At 66.1% G+C, this 18,615-nt stretch carries 9 protein-coding genes and 1 pseudogene; 7 read left to right on the plus strand and 3 right to left on the minus strand.

All coding sequences use genetic code 11. The features are described 5' to 3' along the window. The 3 genes and pseudogenes from ACFZCP_RS43960 to ACFZCP_RS43970 all read left to right on the plus strand — a co-directional run. Positions 1-105, plus strand: a pseudogene (locus ACFZCP_RS43960) (IS5/IS1182 family transposase); the annotation flags it as partial. A 477-nt stretch (positions 106-582) separates the two neighbouring features. After that, positions 583-4,209: a LamG-like jellyroll fold domain-containing protein gene (locus tag ACFZCP_RS43965; RefSeq protein ID WP_391442449.1), complete on the plus strand. Its 3,627-nt coding sequence runs from the start codon at positions 583-585 to the stop codon at positions 4,207-4,209. A 140-nt stretch (positions 4,210-4,349) separates the two neighbouring features. Next, positions 4,350-10,880 (plus strand): RHS repeat-associated core domain-containing protein, encoded by a 6,531-nt coding sequence (locus ACFZCP_RS43970; protein WP_391442365.1) that lies wholly within the window; start codon positions 4,350-4,352, stop codon positions 10,878-10,880. Between the two features lie 521 nt (positions 10,881-11,401). Here ACFZCP_RS43970 and ACFZCP_RS43975 read toward each other — a convergent pair. Beyond that, a complete protein-coding gene (locus ACFZCP_RS43975) occupies positions 11,402-12,961 on the minus strand; it encodes a Helicase associated domain protein (protein ID WP_391442366.1) in 1,560 nt (519 codons plus the stop codon). 625 nt (positions 12,962-13,586) lie between these two features. Between ACFZCP_RS43975 and ACFZCP_RS43980 the strand changes: the two genes are divergently transcribed. From ACFZCP_RS43980 to ACFZCP_RS43990, 3 genes are all read left to right on the plus strand, one after another. Then, the gene (locus tag ACFZCP_RS43980) at positions 13,587-14,147 is read left to right on the plus strand and encodes a hypothetical protein (protein ID WP_391442367.1); all 561 of its coding nucleotides are present in this window, start codon (positions 13,587-13,589) and stop codon (positions 14,145-14,147) included. Positions 14,148-14,259: 112 nt separating this feature from the next. Beyond that, a complete protein-coding gene (locus tag ACFZCP_RS43985; RefSeq protein WP_391442368.1) occupies positions 14,260-14,913 on the plus strand; it encodes a DUF6308 family protein in 654 nt (217 codons plus the stop codon). Positions 14,914-15,170: 257 nt separating this feature from the next. After that, positions 15,171-15,548, plus strand: a complete 378-nt coding sequence (locus tag ACFZCP_RS43990; RefSeq protein WP_391442369.1) for a hypothetical protein — start codon at positions 15,171-15,173, stop codon at positions 15,546-15,548. Between the two features lie 121 nt (positions 15,549-15,669). Here the strand turns inward: ACFZCP_RS43990 and ACFZCP_RS43995 are convergent, their stop codons facing one another. After that, positions 15,670-16,419 carry a helix-turn-helix domain-containing protein gene (locus ACFZCP_RS43995; RefSeq protein WP_391442371.1) on the minus strand — a complete coding sequence of 250 codons (750 nt, stop codon included), beginning with the start codon at positions 16,417-16,419 and terminating at the stop codon, positions 15,670-15,672. A gap of 382 nt (positions 16,420-16,801) precedes the next feature. Between ACFZCP_RS43995 and ACFZCP_RS44000 the strand changes: the two genes are divergently transcribed. Continuing rightward, on the plus strand, positions 16,802-17,824 hold the full coding sequence (locus ACFZCP_RS44000) for a hypothetical protein (protein WP_391442373.1): 1,023 nt from the start codon (positions 16,802-16,804) through the stop codon (positions 17,822-17,824). Here ACFZCP_RS44000 and ACFZCP_RS44005 read toward each other — a convergent pair. Next, positions 17,783-18,532 (minus strand): transposase family protein, encoded by a 750-nt coding sequence (locus ACFZCP_RS44005; protein ID WP_391442375.1) that lies wholly within the window; start codon positions 18,530-18,532, stop codon positions 17,783-17,785. The genes ACFZCP_RS44000 and ACFZCP_RS44005 overlap by 42 nt on opposite strands. Positions 18,533-18,615: the final 83 nt, after the last annotated feature.

Genomic DNA, 18,615 nt, shown 5'->3' on the forward strand with positions numbered 1-18,615 from the left:
ATGAAGACCTACAAGATCCTCCGCGACTGCCGCTTACGCGGAGACGGCGTTCACCAAGCCGTCCTCGGCGTGGCCCGACTGCACAACCTGGCCCTGGCCGGGTAGCCCCACCTGGACCAACGATCAGGCCAGCCCTTGCCCGACACCCGCTTACGGGACACCGTTTAGTGCCCCGGGGAGAAGCCGTCCGGAGAACAGCCCGGCTGCCAGCCGCAGCGCGTCACCCAGCCTTTGAGTCCGAGTGTTCAGCGGCAGCCCGGCAGGGTCGGTCGCGATCGTGGAGTACCGGGCCTCCAGCGCGTCAGATTTGAGGGGTGTGGATCTTGTGGCTGGATTCAACTGGGCAGGTCAGCGTGGTCGCGTGAGCCGTCTCACACTTGATTGACCGTGTACGGTCACTGCCCGTTTACTTTCCGAGACCTTTACAAGATTCATATACGGGGGGATTTCGTGAAGCCTCACTGGGCTGGCGTGTCGCCGGCGTGGAGGGCACGAAGAACACGCGCCTGCCTTCTGGGTGGTGCCGTGGCCTCGCTCGTACTGTCGGTACTGCCCGGGTTGCCTGCTGCGGCAGCTCTGCCGATGTCGGGTGCGGCAGCGGGGAAAGGGCCGGTGGATGAGACGACCGCGTCTGCCCGGGCTCAGGTCTCGGGGGAGCCGGTGGAGGTGACGGCGGACCGCACCGAGTACTCCACGACCAGGGCGAACCCGGACGGTTCGTTCACGCTGACGCAGTCCACCACCCCTCAGCGGGTGAAGGAGAGGGACGGCGGGTGGGGCACGGTCGATCCGGTACTGGAGCGCCGTGCGGACGGCCGGGTAGCCCCCAAGGGCGCGGTAGTTGACTTGTCCTTCTCCGGCGGCGGGTCGGGATCGGACATGATCCAGCTGGGCAAGGACGGACGATCGGTCACCCTGGGCTGGCCAGGCGCCCTGCCGCAGCCGAAGCTGAACGGTGCGACAGCGACCTATGCCAACGTGTTCGACGGGGTGGACCTGCAGCTGACAGCCACGGCTGAGAGCTACCGGGAAGTCCTCGTCGTCAAGACGCCCGAGGCGGCGCAGAACCCGGCGCTGGAGCAGGTCAAGTTGACCGCGTCCGGGGACGGCCTGTCCGTGGTGCCGGGAGCCGGCGGCGGCCTGCGGGCCATCGATGAAAACGGCAACGCCGTGTTCCGCGGCCCGGCCGGCCAGATGTGGGACTCGGCCGGTGACAGCGCATCAGGCCCGCAGACACAGTTGATGCGTACTGACGCCGGGGGACCCGCGCAGGGTCAGACGCACGATGATCCGTCGCAGCCGGGGGACGGCGACGCCACCGCGGTGCTGCCGGTGAAGGTCGATGACGGCGCGGTCGCCGTGCACCCCGACCTGGGCCTGCTGCGTGGCAAGAACACCGTCTACCCTGTCTACATCGACCCCTCGGTCGGCCTGGGCGTCTCGGAACGCACGAAGATCTCCTCGGACGGCGACAAGTTCTGGATGTTCGACGGGGATAAGGGTGTCGGCAAGTGCGGTAATGCCGACGGCTACTACTGCGGCGGCGGCTACGTCGACCGCATGTACTTCGAGTTCGCCCCGACCAAGCTGGCTGGCAAGCAGGTCCTCGATGCCACTTTCCGTGCCCATGAGACGTGGTCGTTCAACTGCGACCCGCACTGGCTGGACCTGGTACGCACCGACAACATCTCCGAGGGCACCCGGTGGCCCGGTCCCAAGCAGTTGGACCTGATGGGGGACCGCTACGTCTCGGCTGGCCGCGGGAAACTGTGCAGTCCCGACCAGCCGGATGCCTGGATCGAGTTCAATGACAACGGCAAGGAGTCGGACGAGAACCTCACCAAGACCGTCCGGTCGTTCGCGGACGGCAAGATGAGCCGCCTCACCTTGATGCTGCGTGCGAAGGACGAGAGCGACCCGCGCGCGTGGAAGCGCTTCGACGACAGCGCCGAACTTCAGGTCACCTTCGCCTATAAGCCGGGCGTGCCCACCAGTGTCGGCGTCATCCCCGGCAATAGCACTACCGCCTACTGTGAGAAGTCCTCCTCCGACCCACTGATCGTTACCCGAGCGGATCCGATGGTTCAGGCCCGCGTCCAGACGCAGGTCGAGGCCCACAAGGGCGACGAAGAAGGTTCGCTGCAGGCCGAGTACGTGGTCGAACGCGGTGACGATGCAGCCTGGCACCAGGTGTGGACGGGGCACAGGCCCGATACGGGCTGGGATCCCGATGAGACCCTCGAGAAGATGCGGACTACCGATCGTGCTGACGGTGGCCTGTACCGGTACAAGGCGCGAACCCAGTCGCACTGGTCATACAGCGGGAAAAGCGGCGACCTGTGGTCGCCCTACAGCTCCTGGTGCTACTTCAAGATCGACTCAAGCGCACCCAAGGCACCCCGCATCACTGCCGGCTCTCCCTATACCGAATGCACCGCTGACCTGTGTGCCGGCAAGGGCGGCCCAGGAGTGCCCGGTTCTTTCACCTTCCAGCCCAACACGGCCGACATCACCAATGGGCACACCGACAACACCGCCTATGAGTGGAAGCTGCTGTCCACGCCGGCCAAGCAGGTATCCGGTGGTCTCAACGTTCAGGTCAAGGACGTGAAACCACCGCTCGCCGGTACTCAGGTGCTCTCGGTGCGGGCCAAGGACGTCCGCAACCGGTGGGGCACGCCCGCGGAGTTCGTCTTCAAGGTGGCCCCTGCCACAGGAGCTGTCGGCCGCTGGCACTTCGACGACGCAGCTCCTGGTTCAGGAGTGACCGTCGCCAAGGACACCGCCACGGAGGGCACTAGGCACGACGCCACCCTCTACACCTCACACGCTGGCTGGTCCACTCTGGGACGCCGCGGAGAGTCCGACTACTCGCTCTACCTCAACGACAGCAGCACCGACACCACGCGTGATGGTTACGCGGCCACCGCGGCACCGGCGGTGAACACCAAGGACTCCTTCACCGTCTCCGCCTGGGTCTACCTGACCGACACGTCACAGACTCACGTAGTGCTGTCGGCCCCGGGAACCCAGGCCTCGGCGTTCACGCTGTACTACTCCCCGAGCTACAAGAAGTGGGTGTTCAACCGCACTGCCGCCGACGTCAAGGAAAACCCCGTCTACCTCCGGTCGATCGCCGATGCCGGGCCGCCGCCGCTGAATGTGTGGACGCATCTGGCAGCCGTCTTCGATAACAAGGGTGATACCGACAAGACGAACGACACCATCCAGTTGTTCGTCAACGGGCGCCCGCAGGACAAGCCGGTGGTGCTGAACGATCTGTCCGCTGCCTACCAGCCGTGGACGTCCACGGCCGGCCTGCAGTTCGGCCGTTCGTTGGTCGGTGGGGTCGGGGGAGAGAACTTCCGCGGCCGTATCGATGAGGTCTCTGTGTGGCAGTACGCGCTCACTGCGGAGCAGGTTGCGCAGGAGGCGCAACTGACGCAGGACGGTGTGGCGGCCGACGAGCTCGTCGCGGACTGGGACGCCACCGCTTCCACCGGTACGCAGGTCAAGGAAATCACTTCCTACCCCGCGCCGGCGCTGGCGCTGTCGTCCAGCGGTGTGGTGCTGGATGAGGACAACAACGCCCTTGTTCTGGACGGGACGTCGGGCTATGCCTCGACCAGCAGCCCGGTGGTCGACGAGACCGGCTCATTCACCGTTTCGGCTCACGTGAGGCTGGATGCCGACAAGCTGGCGGCCAAGCCGGTCGGCTATCAGGCTCAGGTGGCCGGGCAGGCAATCGGCGGTGAGTCCTCCTGGGCGCTGTGGGTGGTCAAGCCCGCCGCCGACACCTACCAGTGGAAGTTCACCCGCACCGCCGTCGGATCGGACAGCAAGGTCACGCAGAGCGCTGAAGTGGCAGCTGCCGATCCCGCCGACGTCGACACCGGCGTAGATGTCACGGGCGTGTTCGACGCGCAGGAATCATGGCAATGGACCGACCCGGCCGATGTATCGAAGACCGAGGACCGGTACGGCCGACTGCACCTGTACGTGGGCGGGACAGAGCAGCCCGGCGAGGATAACTCCGGGTTCTCTGCGGTCCAGCAGGGTACCGGCGCGCTGTCGGCGGGCAGGGGAGCGGCCGGTGGATCCACGGGGTACTACCTGCCCGGCTCGCTGGAGTCACTGCGGGTGTGGACCGGGGCGCTGAACTTCGATCAGATCCTTTCCCAGGTGCTGGACACACCGGACGGCACCTGACACGCGCTGAGGCGGCCCGCTCTTTGATCGGGCCGCCCGGCACCAGGCGCCGGAATACCCCACCTCGATTCCCTTTTTCATCCTCCTCAACGGCACGCGTCCGGCGTGACACAGCCCGACGCCGCGTAGGAAGAACCGCCATGAACTCCTTCGGCATACCCAGGCCGACTTCAGGCCGCAGGGGCAGACACAGAACAGGCTGGTCCCGTCGCATCGCTGCGACTACAGGCCTGGCCCTCCTGCCGGGCCTACTCACCCCCGTCGCTTTCGCAGCGGACACCGACCCCCTGGGGCGTCCTCACCTGCAGCCCCCGCACGCCACGAAGGTCAGCCCTTTCACCGCCAAGGTGAACACGAAGGCGGCGGCGGAGGTGAAGAAGGCCGACGCGGCAGACCGAACGGCGGCCGCCCGGGCCCGCCACGATCAGCAGCGAAAAGTCACCTGGCCGAAGGCCGGCAAGGCGTCGCTGACCGTCCCCGCCAAGGGCACTGCCAAAGCTGCCCCGGGCTCCCTGCCTGTCACGGTGACCGACCCAGGCACAGGCAAGACGGCCGAATCTGTCACGGTCGAGGTTCTCGACCAGAAGACCGCTGCCAAACTCGGTGTTAAGGGCGTGGTCCTCAAGGTCACGGGCCCCGAGGCCGGAGGCAAGGCCCGCTTCGGTATCGATTACTCCGCCTTCGCCGCGGCCTACGGCGGCGACTGGGCCGGCCGCCTGCAGCTGATGCGCTTGCCGAGCTGCGCGGGGAAGGATCCGGCGGCCGCGAAGTGCCGCAAGCGCGTCGTCCTCAACTCCCTCAACCGCCGTGACACAGACAGCCTGTCCGCGCCGGTGACGCTGGCGTCAGGCCGGCAGTCCATGTTGCTGGCCGTCGCGGCTGGGGCCAAGTCCGGTGCCGGTGACTACAAGGCGACGCCGCTGTCTGCGTCTTCGACATGGGAGGCAGGAGGCTCATCCGGCTCCTTCACCTGGTCCTACCCCCTGCGTGTGCCTCCGGCCGCGGCCGGTCCCGAGCCGGGCCTGTCGATCTCGTACGACTCCGGCGCGGTCGACGGACAGACCGCCAACTCCAACAACCAGGGCAGCCAGGTCGGCACGGGCTTCGACCTGACCTCTTCCTTTGTCGAGCGTAAATACGGCTCCTGCGATGACGACGGCCAGGACGGCAAGTACGACCTGTGCTGGAAATACGACAACGCCTCCCTCGTCCTGAACGGCAAGGCCACCGAACTGGTCAAGGACGACACCACCGGCAAGTGGCGCCTGAAGGACGATGACGCCTCCACCGTCACCCACTCCACCGGCGCCGACAACGGCGACGACGACGGCGAATACTGGACGGTCGTCACCGGCGACGGCACCAAGTACGTGTTCGGCCTCAACAAGCTCGACGGGGCCGGCTCGGACGACCGCACCCAGTCGGTATGGACGGTGCCTGTCTTCGGTGACGATGAGGGCGAACCCGGCTACTCCAGCGGTGACTCCTTCTCCAGCCGCCACAAGACACAAGGCTGGCGCTGGAACCTCGACTATGTCGAGGACACCCACGGCAACACTGAGTCCTACTGGTACACCGCCGAGCACAACAACTACGACATGCTCGGCGACGACAACACCGGCACCGACTACGTCCGCGGCGGCTACCTGAAGGAGATCCGCTACGGCCAGCGCGCCGGCGCCCTCTTCTCCGGCTCCCCAGCCGCTTCGGACAAGGTGGTTCTCTCCTATGCCGAGCGCTGTTTTGCCTCGGGTAGCGGTTGTGACTCGCTGACCAAGGACACCCGGGACAACTGGCCGGACGTGCCGTTCGACTCCGTATGCAAGGAGGGGGACAAGTGCACCGGTAATGTCGGCCCGTCGTTTTTCACCCGTAAGCGGCTGACGGCGATCACCACTTACGCCTGGAACGCGGCGGCTTCCACCCCGGCCTTCGAGCCGGTGGACGTCTGGTCCCTCAAGCAGCTCTATCTTGACCCCGGCGACACTGGTGACTCCACCGACCAGTCCCTCTGGCTGGATGAAATCAAGCACACCGGCAAGCGGGGCACCGACCTCTCGCTGGACCCGGTCAAGTTCGACCACGTGATGCTGCCCAACCGTGTCGATGGCGCGGCCGACGACATCCTGCCGCTGAACAAGCCCCGGCTGAAGACCGTCACATCTGAGACGGGAGCACAGACGATCGTCTCTTACAAGGAGGCGGACTGCACCGCGGGCGGCAGCAAGCCGAAGCTGGACGAGAACACCAGGCGCTGCTACCCGGTGTACTGGTCGCCTAACGGCGAGAAGGACCCCAAGCTCGACTGGTTCCAGAAGTACCCCGTCAGCTCGGTGTCCACCACCGATCCCCAGGGCGGCTCGGAAGCCGTACAGCACAGCTACCAGTACACGGGCGGCGGCGCCTGGCACTACGACGAGGACCCGCTGACCCCCGCCAAGGAGCGCACCTGGTCGATCTGGCGCGGCTACCAGCAGGTCACCCACCTCACCGGGGTCTCCACCGGCACTCAGAGCAAGGAGACCACGGTCTACTTGCGCGGTATGAACGGTGACCGCGTCCTCGGCTCGGACGGCAAGACCCCCGACCCCGAGAAGCGCAAGACCGTCACGGTCTCCGGCCTCAAGGCCGACGAGATCACCGACTCCGAGCAGTACTCGGGCTTCACCCGCGAGTCGGTCACTTACGACGGCGACGCGGAAGTCAGCGGCACGGTGAACGACCCGTGGTCGAAGAAGACGGCCACCCAGCACAAGTCGTACGCGGACACCGAGGCGTACTACGTGCGCACCGTAGCCACCCACACCCGCACCGACATCACCAGCAAGCTCACCCCGTACGACCGCGTACACACGGTGAAGACGACCTACGACGACTACGGCATGGCCGAGACCGTCGAGGACGAGGGCGACGACTCGGTCACCGGCGACGAGGAGTGCGCCCGCACCTGGTACGCCCGCAACGACGACAAGGGCATCACCTCCCTCGTTTCCCGCGTCCGTACTGTCGCCAAGCGGTGCGCGACCGCGGATTCGGCGCTCGACCTGCCCGCCGACTCCAAACGAGCGGGTGACGTCGTCTCCGACACCGCCACGGTCTATGACGACAGCGCGGCCACTACCTGGTCGCCGTCGCAGAAACCTACCAAGGGCGACGCCACATGGAAGGGCCGCGCCAAGGGGTACGGCAGCGACGACGCCCCCACCTGGCAGAAGGTGTCCGGAACGACGTACGACACCCTCGGGCGTCCCAAGACCGTCACCGACACCAACGACCTGCCGGTGTCCTCCGTCACCTATGTACCGTCGGACGCCGGGCCACTCACGTCGACGGTGGCCGAAGACGCCAAGCATTTCAAGGTCACTGCGGCGCTGGACTTCGCGACCGGTGCGACCTTGAAGGCCACCGACCCGAACAACAAGATCACCGAGAGCGAGTACGACAGTCTCGGCCGCATCACCAAGCTCTGGCTGCCCAACCGCTCCAAGGTGCTGGGTAAGACTCCGAACTACGTCTACGACTACCACGTCACCAGCTCGGGCATGCCCTGGGTGTCCACCGGGACCCTGAAGAACGACGGATCCGGTTACAACACCGCCTACGAGTTCTACGACTCCATGCTGCGCTCACGTCAGACCCAGTCGCCGACCCCGCAGGGCGGCCGGCTGATCTCCCTGACGCTCTACGACGCGCGAGGTCTCGCCGTCAGCCAGCAGTCCGACATCTGGGACAGCACCTCACCTCCCAGCTCCCAGGCCGCGGAGATCGACGGGGGCCAGGCGCCCACCCAGACGGACACCACGTACGACGGAGCGGGCCGGGCGACGAAGGCCGTGACGAAGGTACACGGTGTCACCCGCTGGACGACCGAAACCATCTACACAGGTGACACCGTCGCCACCAGCGCTCCGGCCGGCGGTCAGGCGACCGCCGTGGTCACCAACGCGCTCGGTCAGACGACTCAGCGACGGGAGTACGCCGGCCCGAAGCCGACCGGCACGGACTTCACAACGACCGACTACACGTACACCCCTGCCGGCCGGCAGGAGACGATCACCGGCCCCGACAAGACGAAGTGGTCCTACACCTACGACCTCTTGGGGCGCCAGGTCACGGCGACTGACCCCGACAAGGGCAAGAGCACCACCGAGTACAACAGCCTCGACCAGGCCACCAGCACCACTCCGAACGGCGACGAGTCGAAGAAACTGCTGTACGCCTACGACGACCTCGGCCGCAAGACGGACATATGGCAGGCCGACAAGAGCGACGCCCACAAGCTCGCCACCTGGGGCTACGACCAGGTCGCCATGGGACAGCAGGACACCGCCACCCGATACGACGGCGGTGTGAGCGGTAAGGCGTACACCGAAAAGGTCACGGCCTTCGACGCCATGTACCACGCGACCGGCAATCAGCTGATCCTGCCGGACTCGGAACCTCTGGTGTCCGACAAGTACGTGGCGAAGACGCTGTCGTTCTCCACCGGCTACAACCTCGACGGATCGATCAGCCAGTACTCCGCCCCGGCAGTCGGCGGCCTCGCCGCGGAGGGAGTCTCTTACACCTACAACGCGCTCGGAGGGCAGCTCACCGCCAAGGGCACCACCGGCTACCTGCAGGGTGCCGCCTTCTCCCCGCAGGGCGACCTGCGCCAGCTCATCCTGGGCATGGACGGTACGTCCTCAGCGAAGAAGGCGTACCTCAACTGGGACTATGAGGAGGGCACCCGCCGCCTCACCCGCTCCTTCGTCACCGACGACGTGCACGGCTACATGCCGCAGGAGCTGAAGTTCACCCAGGACGACGCCGGCAACGTCACCTCCATCTTCGACGCCACCACGCAAGGAGGCACGGCCAAGGCCGACTACCAGTGCTTCGCCTACGACGGCGACCGCCGCCTCAGCGAAGCCTGGACCCCGAAGACGGCGGACTGCTCGACCTCCGGCCGGACGACGGCCAGCCTCGACGGGGCGGCACCGTACTGGACGTCCTACACCTACACCGGCGCTGGCCAGCGCAAGACGGAGACCCAGCACGCCACCTCGGGCGACAAGACCACCACGTACACCTACGACGACCCCGCCGACACCAAGCCGCACACGCTCGACAAGACCACCGGCGCCCGCGCCGGCACCTACTCCTACGACAGCACCGGCAACACCACCTCACGCCCCGGACCGACCGCCCAGCAGACCTTGGCCTGGAACACCGAGGGCGACCTGACCAAGCTCACCGAGGGCACTAAGGAGACCAGCTACCTCTACGACGGGGGCGGCGACCTGCTGATCCGCCGCGCCAAGGGAGACGGCGAAACCGTCCTCTATCTGGGCGCGGGCACAGAACTCCACCTCACCACCAAGGGCACCACGAAGACCGTCTCCGCCACGCGCTCCTACACGGCGAACGGCCAGACCATCGCGGTCCGCACGGCGACGTCCGGAGTATCGGGCACGAAGCTCAGCTTCCTCGCCGCCGACCAGCACGGCACGTCCAACATCGCCCTCGACGCGAGCACATACGCGGTCACCAAGCGCTACAACACGCCCTTCGGCGTCCCACGCGGCACGAAAGCGACGTCGTGGCCCGACGACAAGGCGTTCCTCGGTAAAACAGCCGACGGCGCGACCGGCCTGACACACATGGGAGCCCGTGAGTACGACCCCACCATCGGCCAGTTCATCAGCGTCGACCCGCTCCTGAGCCCGGATCAGCACCAGTCGCTCAACGGCTACAGCTACGCTGGCAACACACCGGTCACCCAGTCCGACCCGACCGGCCTGTGCTTCGCCGATGCCTGCGGCGTCGGCACACCCAAGGGCGACGGCTCGGGCAACATCATCACGGACGGCCCCATCGACCCGAACAACCCCAGCGCCGGCAGCTGCCACCACGGCAGCTGCGGCAGAACCCACTACAACCAGACCGGAACTGCCTCCACCAGCAGCTCCGGAAACGTCAGCTCAGACTCAGGCGCTAGCAATCGCTGCGCCCGCACCGGGCTTCCGCGAGACTGCGGTGCCCCAGTCAAGGGCCCCAGCGACAGCAACAGCTACGTCGGGAACTACCTGTCCAGCCTTGGGCAGAATGGTGACTTTTACGCGGGTATCCTTCAGTCCCTCTTGGGAGGGGTCAGTGAAGGCGGCGGCGTCATCCTCGGTGCATCGGGCGTAGTCGAATGCGCCACAGGAGTCCTGTGCGAGGCGGGCATCCCTTCGATCGCCGGTGGCGCTGGAGCTGTTGTCTTCGGCAAGAAGATGCTGGACTCTGGCTCAGACAAGCTCGGCAAGGCATTCCGCGAGGCAGATTCGGATGCCAGTCGCGGCGCGGCTCCCAAACCGGGACCTCGAGGACTGCCAGCGGCCGGAAAAATGAATCCTGCTAAGATCCGATACACCCAGGACAGCATTAAGGGGTCATATAAGGACGGTCGATCCCTGGAGGAGACAATTGATGAATTGAGCTCCGGCGAAAAAAGTGCAGACGACATTCAGCCGATCCGCGTATTCGAACGCGATGGGAATATATATTCCCTCGATAATCGCCGCCTCTATGCATTCAAGGAGGCTGGAGTGTCGGTGCGTTTTGTCAAGGCTTCGCCTCGCGAGGTCGAGCAAGAGTCATGGAAATTCACCACCAATAATGACGGTGAATCGATCCGGGTGAGGTAGCAGTGGATTTCTGGCGAGAGGCCAACGGGGTAAGTGATCGGCAGGAGTTGGTGGTCTTCTTGTCTGCCGCCGCTCAAAATTTCAAAGACGATCCTGAAGGCTGGGAAAGCAGAGATATTCCGGCTCTTTTGGAGTCCATGGCAGCATGGATTCTAGATTGCGAAGGGTTTTTCCGTAGAAACGGCGGGTCGCTTCCGTCGGATGAGGTGTGGGCCACGATAGCGAAGGTTATCGCGGCTGCTCGCGTCTACGAATAGGCGGCGCCCACCTATAGTCACAACCCCGGCCAGGAGGGCCTGGCCGGGGTGGAGGCCGAACTGTGCGTGGTAGTCCTGCCGGCGTTGCAGGAACCATTCCTCATCGTCGGCGTTCCGTTCGGTGGAGGTCCTGCTGGTAGAAATCAAGGCAGCCTCAAGGCCGGACTGGTTCCGCTGTGTGGTCGACCTTTCGCAAATCAGGGCTGTCAGGGGGATCTATACGGGCCCTACCACGGTGGACCGGGGTCGGGCGGGCCCGAAGCATCACCTGATCGCCGACGGGCACGGCAATCGGCTCGCGGTCCTGCTGGCCGGCGGAAATCGCAACGACGTCCCCAGACGGCGTCCTGGCGGGGGGGCGAGGTGCCCGGTGGCCCGCCGGTAGGACCGCAGCGCGGCGAGCTTGCTCTCCCAGACTTCCTCGCCGGGCTCCCAGACCATCCCGGCCTCGTCGAGGAGTTCCTTGCGGTGGGGGTCGAATTCTCCGGCGCGCAGCGCCTTGCGCTGTTGGTGCACCCACCGGCCCAGGGGGAAATCCGTTGTCGCGCCGACGGCGGCCTCAGTGTCGTAGGGGACGGCGTGCAGGCCGGTGATCTCGTTCTCGGCACGCCAGCGGATAAGGGCCTGGTAGCCCTCGAGCCAGACCAAGGACTGCGGGCGGATCACGCGGCAGCGGGTCAGGGCTGCGATGTCGGCGGCGTCGCGGGGGGAGGCGAAGTTGACCACGATCGAGGTGACCCGGTCGACCTCCTGCTGCGCCTGGCTGGTCTCCTCGTCACCGCCGTCGGTTCCCGCTGCGGGGGCGGGGCGGACGTGAACGGGTCGGCGCTCGGTGCCGCGGGTCAGGGCTCGGGAGGCGAGCTGGTCAACTATGCGCTCCGAGTGACTGCGCAGCGCCTGGAGGGTGTCGACCAGAGGTTGGTAGCTGGCGGAGGCGACCATGTCCTTCGGGTCCTCCCCGGGCTGCAGGAAGATCGGGATGATGATCCGAGCCGTCTTCACCGTGCCGTCCGGATGCGGACGCAGCGCCCGCCCGATGTTCTGCACGACGTCGACTTGTGAGCTGCGCGAGCCGACGATGCACACCGCTTCCACGCCGCGCAGTCCGGTGATGTCGACACCGACCCCGAGGGCCCGTACCGAGGCGAGGAACGCCCGGTGTACGCGCCGGTTCTCGGCGCTGATGCCGTTGGCGAACTGGCGGATCACCTCGCGCCGGTGGGCGATGGGGTGGTCGCCGCACAGCCAGTCGGCCCAGACCCGGTCCGGGGGTACGTGCCGGCCGTCCTCGAGCTCGTACAGCTCGGCGTCGATGGAGGAGGCGGGCAGTTCCTCAGCGTCGACCAGGGAGGCGTCTGAGGCTTCGGTGGCGTACAGCTCGGCGGCGGTCGCCGGCATCTGCTCGGCGAACGCGCGGGCTTCCTCGACCCTGTGGTGAAAGGTCATGACGGTGTGCAGGTTCTGCTGCGCCGCGTGCTCCAGCAGCGCGGCCTGGAGCAGCGCCAGGCGCCGACCGCGCAGCGCGTCCTCCGACAGGCCCGGGATCGGGTCGGGGTCCCGGATCTCCAGTACATCGATCTCGAAGCCTGCGAGGATCGAGCGTTCCACCGCTTCCGCCAGCCCGAGGTCGAAAATGCTGGTGCCGTAGGTGGCGCTGTCGTCCTGCATCGATGCGATCACCAGCTCCCGTCTATCCCGGCCGCGCTGTGGGCTGGGCGCGGCGAGGATGCGCGGTGTGGCGGTCAGGTAGAGCCGGAAGTCGATGGGGATGCGGGCGTTGTCGTGGATCGCCGCCCACGGCCGGCCCACGTCCCCGGCCGTCATGTGCGCCTCGTCCGTTTTACCGGTTGGAGGCGTGTATGCATCGAGGTCGGCCTGCTGCTTTGCGTGACGTACATGTGCGCGTCGGCTGGCCGTCCTCTGGCCGTGCAAGGCACTGACTGGTTGCCGGGTCTCGCTGGGGGTTTGAGGTGTGGCGGTGGCCGATGGGTCTCGGGCTACCTGCTGTTGCACATCTGCTACACCTCGAGATAGCGTTGTCGCGACCATGGGCACTCCTAGGTCGCGTAAGGCTGTATAAGGGATTAGATTTGGGAAATCATCCAAAATCGGACATTCGCAAGGCGTTGAGCGCGGCCAAGTCGGAGGGCTTGTCAATATCAGAAAATATTAATGGACATCGGTGGGGGGAACTTACCTGTTCGGGGTGTGGTCAGTCTCTCTCGATTCACCACTCTCCCCGAAATCCGAGTGTGTTTGCTCGTCGCATAGACGAGTTCGTAAGGCGGCATCGAAAGCACTAGGACTGGCCGGCCTTGGGCGTAAGTCCGAGGCGGGCCCTCCAGTGGGGCGCACTTTCTAGCAGAAAATGGCGCCATGCTGGAGGGCCCGTCCGAACCACGCCCGAGATGACGTGAAATTGGATCGGGCCCAAAAGAAGGAGAATATTGTGCCTGCAGAATGGACATTCACTCTAGCCCTCAACCGGCAGTTGACGCGGGACGAGGCTGACTTTATTGACACCAGCACCAGCGAGGATCTTCCGCTTTTTGCGGACGGTTCCGTTTCCTACACAATTGGTGGTTCAGGTGTCTCGGAGCTGCATTGCGATGTGGTGGCTAACACGATGCTTGAGGCCGTCGCATTGGTGTCCGGAGAAATCCGCAAGATAAACGGGCTTCGTGCCGCGCGTGTGATCCACGATGACATCGTGACCTTGGATATTGCTGCGCAGCGAGCTGGGCGAAGCCGACAGTCGTTGGTGCAACTGTCGAAAGGCCAGCGAGGGCCGGGGGGATTTCCGCAGCCAGAGGAGAAAGTGGGCGGGACTGCCTTCTATTCATGGCCGAGAATCGCGAACTTCCTTAGGGGGTTGGGTGATGAGATCGCACCTGTTTCACAAGACCTCGTTATCGCCGACCGAGCGCTACGTCTCGTCGACGAGGTCGAAAATGCGGGGTGTGCTGTATCGGCGTCGGTGTGGAGGGCGTTCGGGCTGTGCACTGCATAGCCCCGCCCTTCGGGCTTACTCGCGCAAGAGATCGGTTTGATCCCCAGAAACCGCTGGGGCGGATGGAGCGTTGGGCGGAGGGAGCGTTGATCTCTTGACCGGTGCCCCAGCAGTGTTCGCAGAACGACTGCATACCCTCATTACGAACCCTCAGGCCATCGCGGATCTGCGGAATTACTTCGGCATAGGCGTGCCGCCCGGCGGGATGCCGTTCACCGGGAGTCGGTTCGAGCACCTGGCGGGTGGAGGAGACCGTCCGGAGGTCGCTGACCGGTTCACGGCGGAGGATTTGGTCGCGGTGCAGACGTTGTCGGTCACCGTTCCGGCGCCTGTTGCGCTGGACATTCTGGAGGGCCGCCTCGGCGCGCGGCTGTCCGGTCTGCTGCAGGCCATTCCCCGGGACATCGACATGGTCGACGCCGAAGCGGACGTCCTGGCCGAGGGCTCGCCGGCGGATCAGGCCTGGAGTCTGCTCTGCGCCCAGTACGGAGTCGACTGGGTGATCGCTGGGAAGCTTTTGGCCCGTAAGCGTCCGCGTCTGTTGCCGGTCTACGACAAGGTAGTGCGCTGCGCTCTGGGTCGCCCGCGCCCCTCGTTCTGGCTTGCGCTACATGCCGCGCTGCGTGAGAACGACCGCGCCCTGCACCGCGAGTTGCTCGCGCTGCGGCAGGTCGCGGGGGTGCCAGAGACGGTGAGTGCGCTGCGGATATGCGATGTGGCGGTGTGGATGGGGCACCGGGCGGAGGGGCACGCCTGTCCTCGCTGACTTCGGCAGCGAAGGAACCCCTCCGGCGTTCTGGCGTGTGAGGGTGACGGACTTTACCAACCGTCACTGGGTGTGTGTGACGTTCGCGTGGAGTGGTCCATGGGTGTGGGGGAGGGGTGTGGACTCGGGGCCAGGGTGCCGCCGGCGGGGCGGTTCCCGGTCCGGAGGGGGCGGTGCGGGGTGGGTGGTCGGCTGGTGGTGGGCCAGTTGCGGGTGCAGGAGGTCGTCCGTGCCGGGGGCGCGTGTCTTACACGGTCGTGGACACGGACTGCTCGGTGGTGGCGGAGGCGGACGGGTTCCTGCGTACCTGCGCCGCGGGCACGGACCGGACGTACGCGTATGTGCTGGTAGATCATCTGCGGTGGCTGCGGTTCGCAGGCCTGGACGCAGGGTCGGTGTCGCTTGAGGATTTGCGGCACTACATGGCGGCACTCGGGGCTGACTATCCGGGGCCGTTCGGGTTGCCGTGGCGGGAGGGGAAGCGCCCGTACGGGCACAGCGCGTTGAAGACCGCGGCGGCCTGCCTGAAGGGCTTCTACCTTCGCCTGGGCATCCACGGCGTGAACCCCGCTCTGGCCGATGCGCTGCGGGCAACACGGTTGCCGACCTGGGTGGATCGGCGGCGGGCGATGTGACAAATCCGCTATGGATCACTAAGCCTTTTCAGCTTTGACCCTCCGGAGTGAGGATGGCTGCGGTCATAAGCCCTGGGCTTCTCGGCCGCCTGGTCATCGCCTGGGCAAGTGAGGTCGCGTACTACTCCGTCGATGTGTGGATCGTCGGTGTGTGCTCCTCGACCCCGTCACCAACCACGTCACGCCAGTGCTTTTCAGCGGAGCGGATGAGGTCGTCGCCGAGGCGTTCGAGGAACCGGCCTGCCAGGGCCAGTCGTGTTCCGGCAGCGGTGTGGGCTCCGAAGACTTCGGCGCCGCGCAGCGCGGTGGCGGCGAGCCGCTGGTTGGCGGCGGCGCTGGCCACGACGGTCCGCAAGCCCGCGTTGTCGTCGAGGAAGTACCGGTGGCGGCGGCTCCGGTCGTCGCGGCCGCGGCGGATTAGATCCTGCTGTTGCAGCAGGCGGACCGCCTGCGAGATCGTCGCGGCGCTGACGTGTAGGTGCTGCGCCATCTCGATGGCCGTGCGGCTGCCGGTCTCGGAGGCGAAAAGACAGCCCATCACGCGGGCTGCTGTGCGCGGGAGGCCGGTTTCGACGAAGGCCGCCGTGAGGTCCGTGATGAACGCAGCCGTTGCGGCGGGGTCGGGGCCGAGGTGCTCGATGGTCCGCTGTGCAGACGCGGTCGACTGCGGCCTGCGTCGGGCTCGGTGGGTGGTCGCGAGCTGTGCTAGTTCCGCGTGGTAGTGGGCGGGTCCGCCGTTGCGTGCGACCTCGCGGCTCACCGTCGAGGTGGGACGGTCCAGGCTCCTGGCGATGTCGGCGTAATTCAGGCGCTGTGCCAACCCGGCGGCGATCAGCTGCCGGTCGGCTCTGGTGAGCCTGCGTCCTGGCATCGGGGTCGGTTCCTCTGATTGGGGCGTCCTGGCCACAGTGTGCACTGCCGCCGATCGTTGCAACATCCCCTCGTTCGGCGTGCATTGACCCTCACTGTCATTGCAATCGCCAGTTGCATGGCTGACCAGCACAAACAGCAAGGTCCAGGAGAGATCGCCATTGACCGGCTCTTCGACTCGTACCTAACGTTCGGCTCCGATCGCCGAGCACGGGTGTGAGGCGATCTCTCAGGGAGGAGCGAGGTGACAGCGTGATCGAGACCGCCATCGAGCTGCCGACCGACACGCCCCGAGCCGTCCACGCGATCCGCCCGCCGAACCGACCCGCATCAGCGCCCGGTGAGACGCAGCAACAGATGTCGATCGATTGTCAGGAGCATCCATGCGAGCCAAAGGCATCACCTACGACACCGGCTTCACTCCGGGCGGCAAGAGTTCTCGGCCCGTCTTCAACGCCGACGTGGTACAACGCGAGATCCGCATGATCGCGGACGACCTGCACTGCAACGCCGTACGGATCACCGGTGGCGACCCAGGGCGACTGGCCCTCGCGGCCCGGCACGCCGCCGACGCCGGGCTGGAGGTCTGGTTCTCCCCGTTCCCTTGCGAACTGTCCGCCGAGGAGCTGCTGCCCTACTTCGCCGACTGCGCCGATCGCGCCGAAGAGGTGGGAGCGAACGTCTTCGTCGCCGGCTGCGAGTTGAGCCTGTTCGCCGCCGGTATCCTCCCCGGAAACGACAGCATCGCCCGAATCGAAGCCCTGATCAGCGGCGCTCCCGACGAGACAACACTGGCCGCCCTCGCCGAGGTTCCTGCCCGGCTGAACTCCTTGCTGTCCGACATCGCGGCGACGGTCCGCTCACGCTTCCGCGGCAAGATCACCTACGCCTCCGGAACGTGGGAACAGATCGACTGGGCGCCCTTCGACATCGTCAGTGCCGACGCCTACGGCGATGCCAGTGACGCCTTCCGTCAGGGCCTGCGCGAGTACCTCCGACACGGCAAACCGCTCGCGGCGACCGAATTCGGCAGCTGCACCTACCGAGGCGCCGCAGCCCGAGGAGGCCTCGGCTGGTGGGCAGTCGTCGACCACGATGCGGACCCGCCCCGCCTCGACGGCGACTACATCCGCGACGAAGACGAACAGGCCCGCTACCTGCGCCAGCAATTGGACGTCTTCAACGAGGAAGGTGTGGACACCGCCTTCTGGTTCACCTTCGCCAGCTACGCATATCCGCACCACGAGGATCCGCGCTTCGACCTCGACATGGCCTCCTACGGAGTGTGCAAGGTCATGCCCGACGGCAGCCTGGCACCGAAGCGTTCCTTCCATGCCATGGCTGAGGCATACCGAACAGCGACGTCAGCGTTGCCTCTCCAAGGTGAGGACAGCCTTGGCCATTGACGACATGCGATTCGGGCTGCAGCGGGAGCGGCGGAAGATTCGCCATGCCTTCAAGCGTGCGACGCCACGCTCGACCGGTGCCCGTGCCGCAGACAGCGCGCGGTTGACGGTTTGCTGGGTCGGTGTGAGCTCGCGGCCCGGCGGGCGTCTGAAGGGTGTCGTCACCCACGAGCCAGCCCCCATGTAGGCGCGATCGGCTAGCACCGCGATGCCCTGCCGTTCGCAGATCCGGATGATCCGGTGGGCGCGGGCGGCCGTCAGGTCGTGGGCACGGCCCGGCAGGGCCGGCGAGATCCACAGCAGCCGTCCTGCGGAGTCGGTCACCACCTGCACGTTCACTCCGTGCCGACGATGTTTGTGGGAGTAGTCGGCGCGGCTGTCACCGACCCGGTCGCACTCCGCGAGGGTGCCGTCCAGCAGGACGTAGTCGGGTTCGGTTTCACGCAGCGCGCGCAGCAGGCCCGGCGCACGGTCGGCAAGCAGGCCGACCACCGCAGCCGTGTAGGCATGTGCGGTACCGACGGAGATACCGAAGCCGGCGGCGATCTGCGCGAGTGTGTCGTGCCGGCGCAAGTACACGAGACCGACCAGGGCACGCTGATGCGGCGGAAGTTTGCAGCGGCGGTCACCGTCGCGGGTGACGATGAGCATCGTGACCCACTCGACCAGGGCGTGCGGCAGGTCGAGTGCGGCAGAATATGGAACCAACGCGGCCCCTGTGCCTGTGGGTTGAGACTTCGAACACCTCCCTCAACGACACGGGAGCTTCGTACGTTGCGCACACCACCAGC

The organism is Streptomyces sp. NPDC007971 (assembly GCF_042958635.1).
In the GTDB taxonomy this organism is placed as follows: Bacteria; Actinomycetota; Actinomycetes; order Streptomycetales; family Streptomycetaceae; genus Streptomyces.

What these genes read in the sequence shown, in the direction of transcription:
- ACFZCP_RS43965 (WP_391442449.1), top strand. Translation starts at nt 583, where the DNA reads ATGTCGGGTGCGGCAGCGGGGAAAGGGCCGGTGGATGAGACGACCGCG.
- ACFZCP_RS43970 (WP_391442365.1), top strand. Translation starts at nt 4,350, where the DNA reads ATGAACTCCTTCGGCATACCCAGGCCGACTTCAGGCCGCAGGGGCAGA.
- ACFZCP_RS43975 (WP_391442366.1), bottom strand. Translation starts at nt 12,961, where the DNA reads ATGACGGCCGGGGACGTGGGCCGGCCGTGGGCGGCGATCCACGACAAC.
- ACFZCP_RS43995 (WP_391442371.1), bottom strand. Translation starts at nt 16,419, where the DNA reads ATGCCAGGACGCAGGCTCACCAGAGCCGACCGGCAGCTGATCGCCGCC.
- ACFZCP_RS44000 (WP_391442373.1), top strand. Translation starts at nt 16,802, where the DNA reads ATGCGAGCCAAAGGCATCACCTACGACACCGGCTTCACTCCGGGCGGC.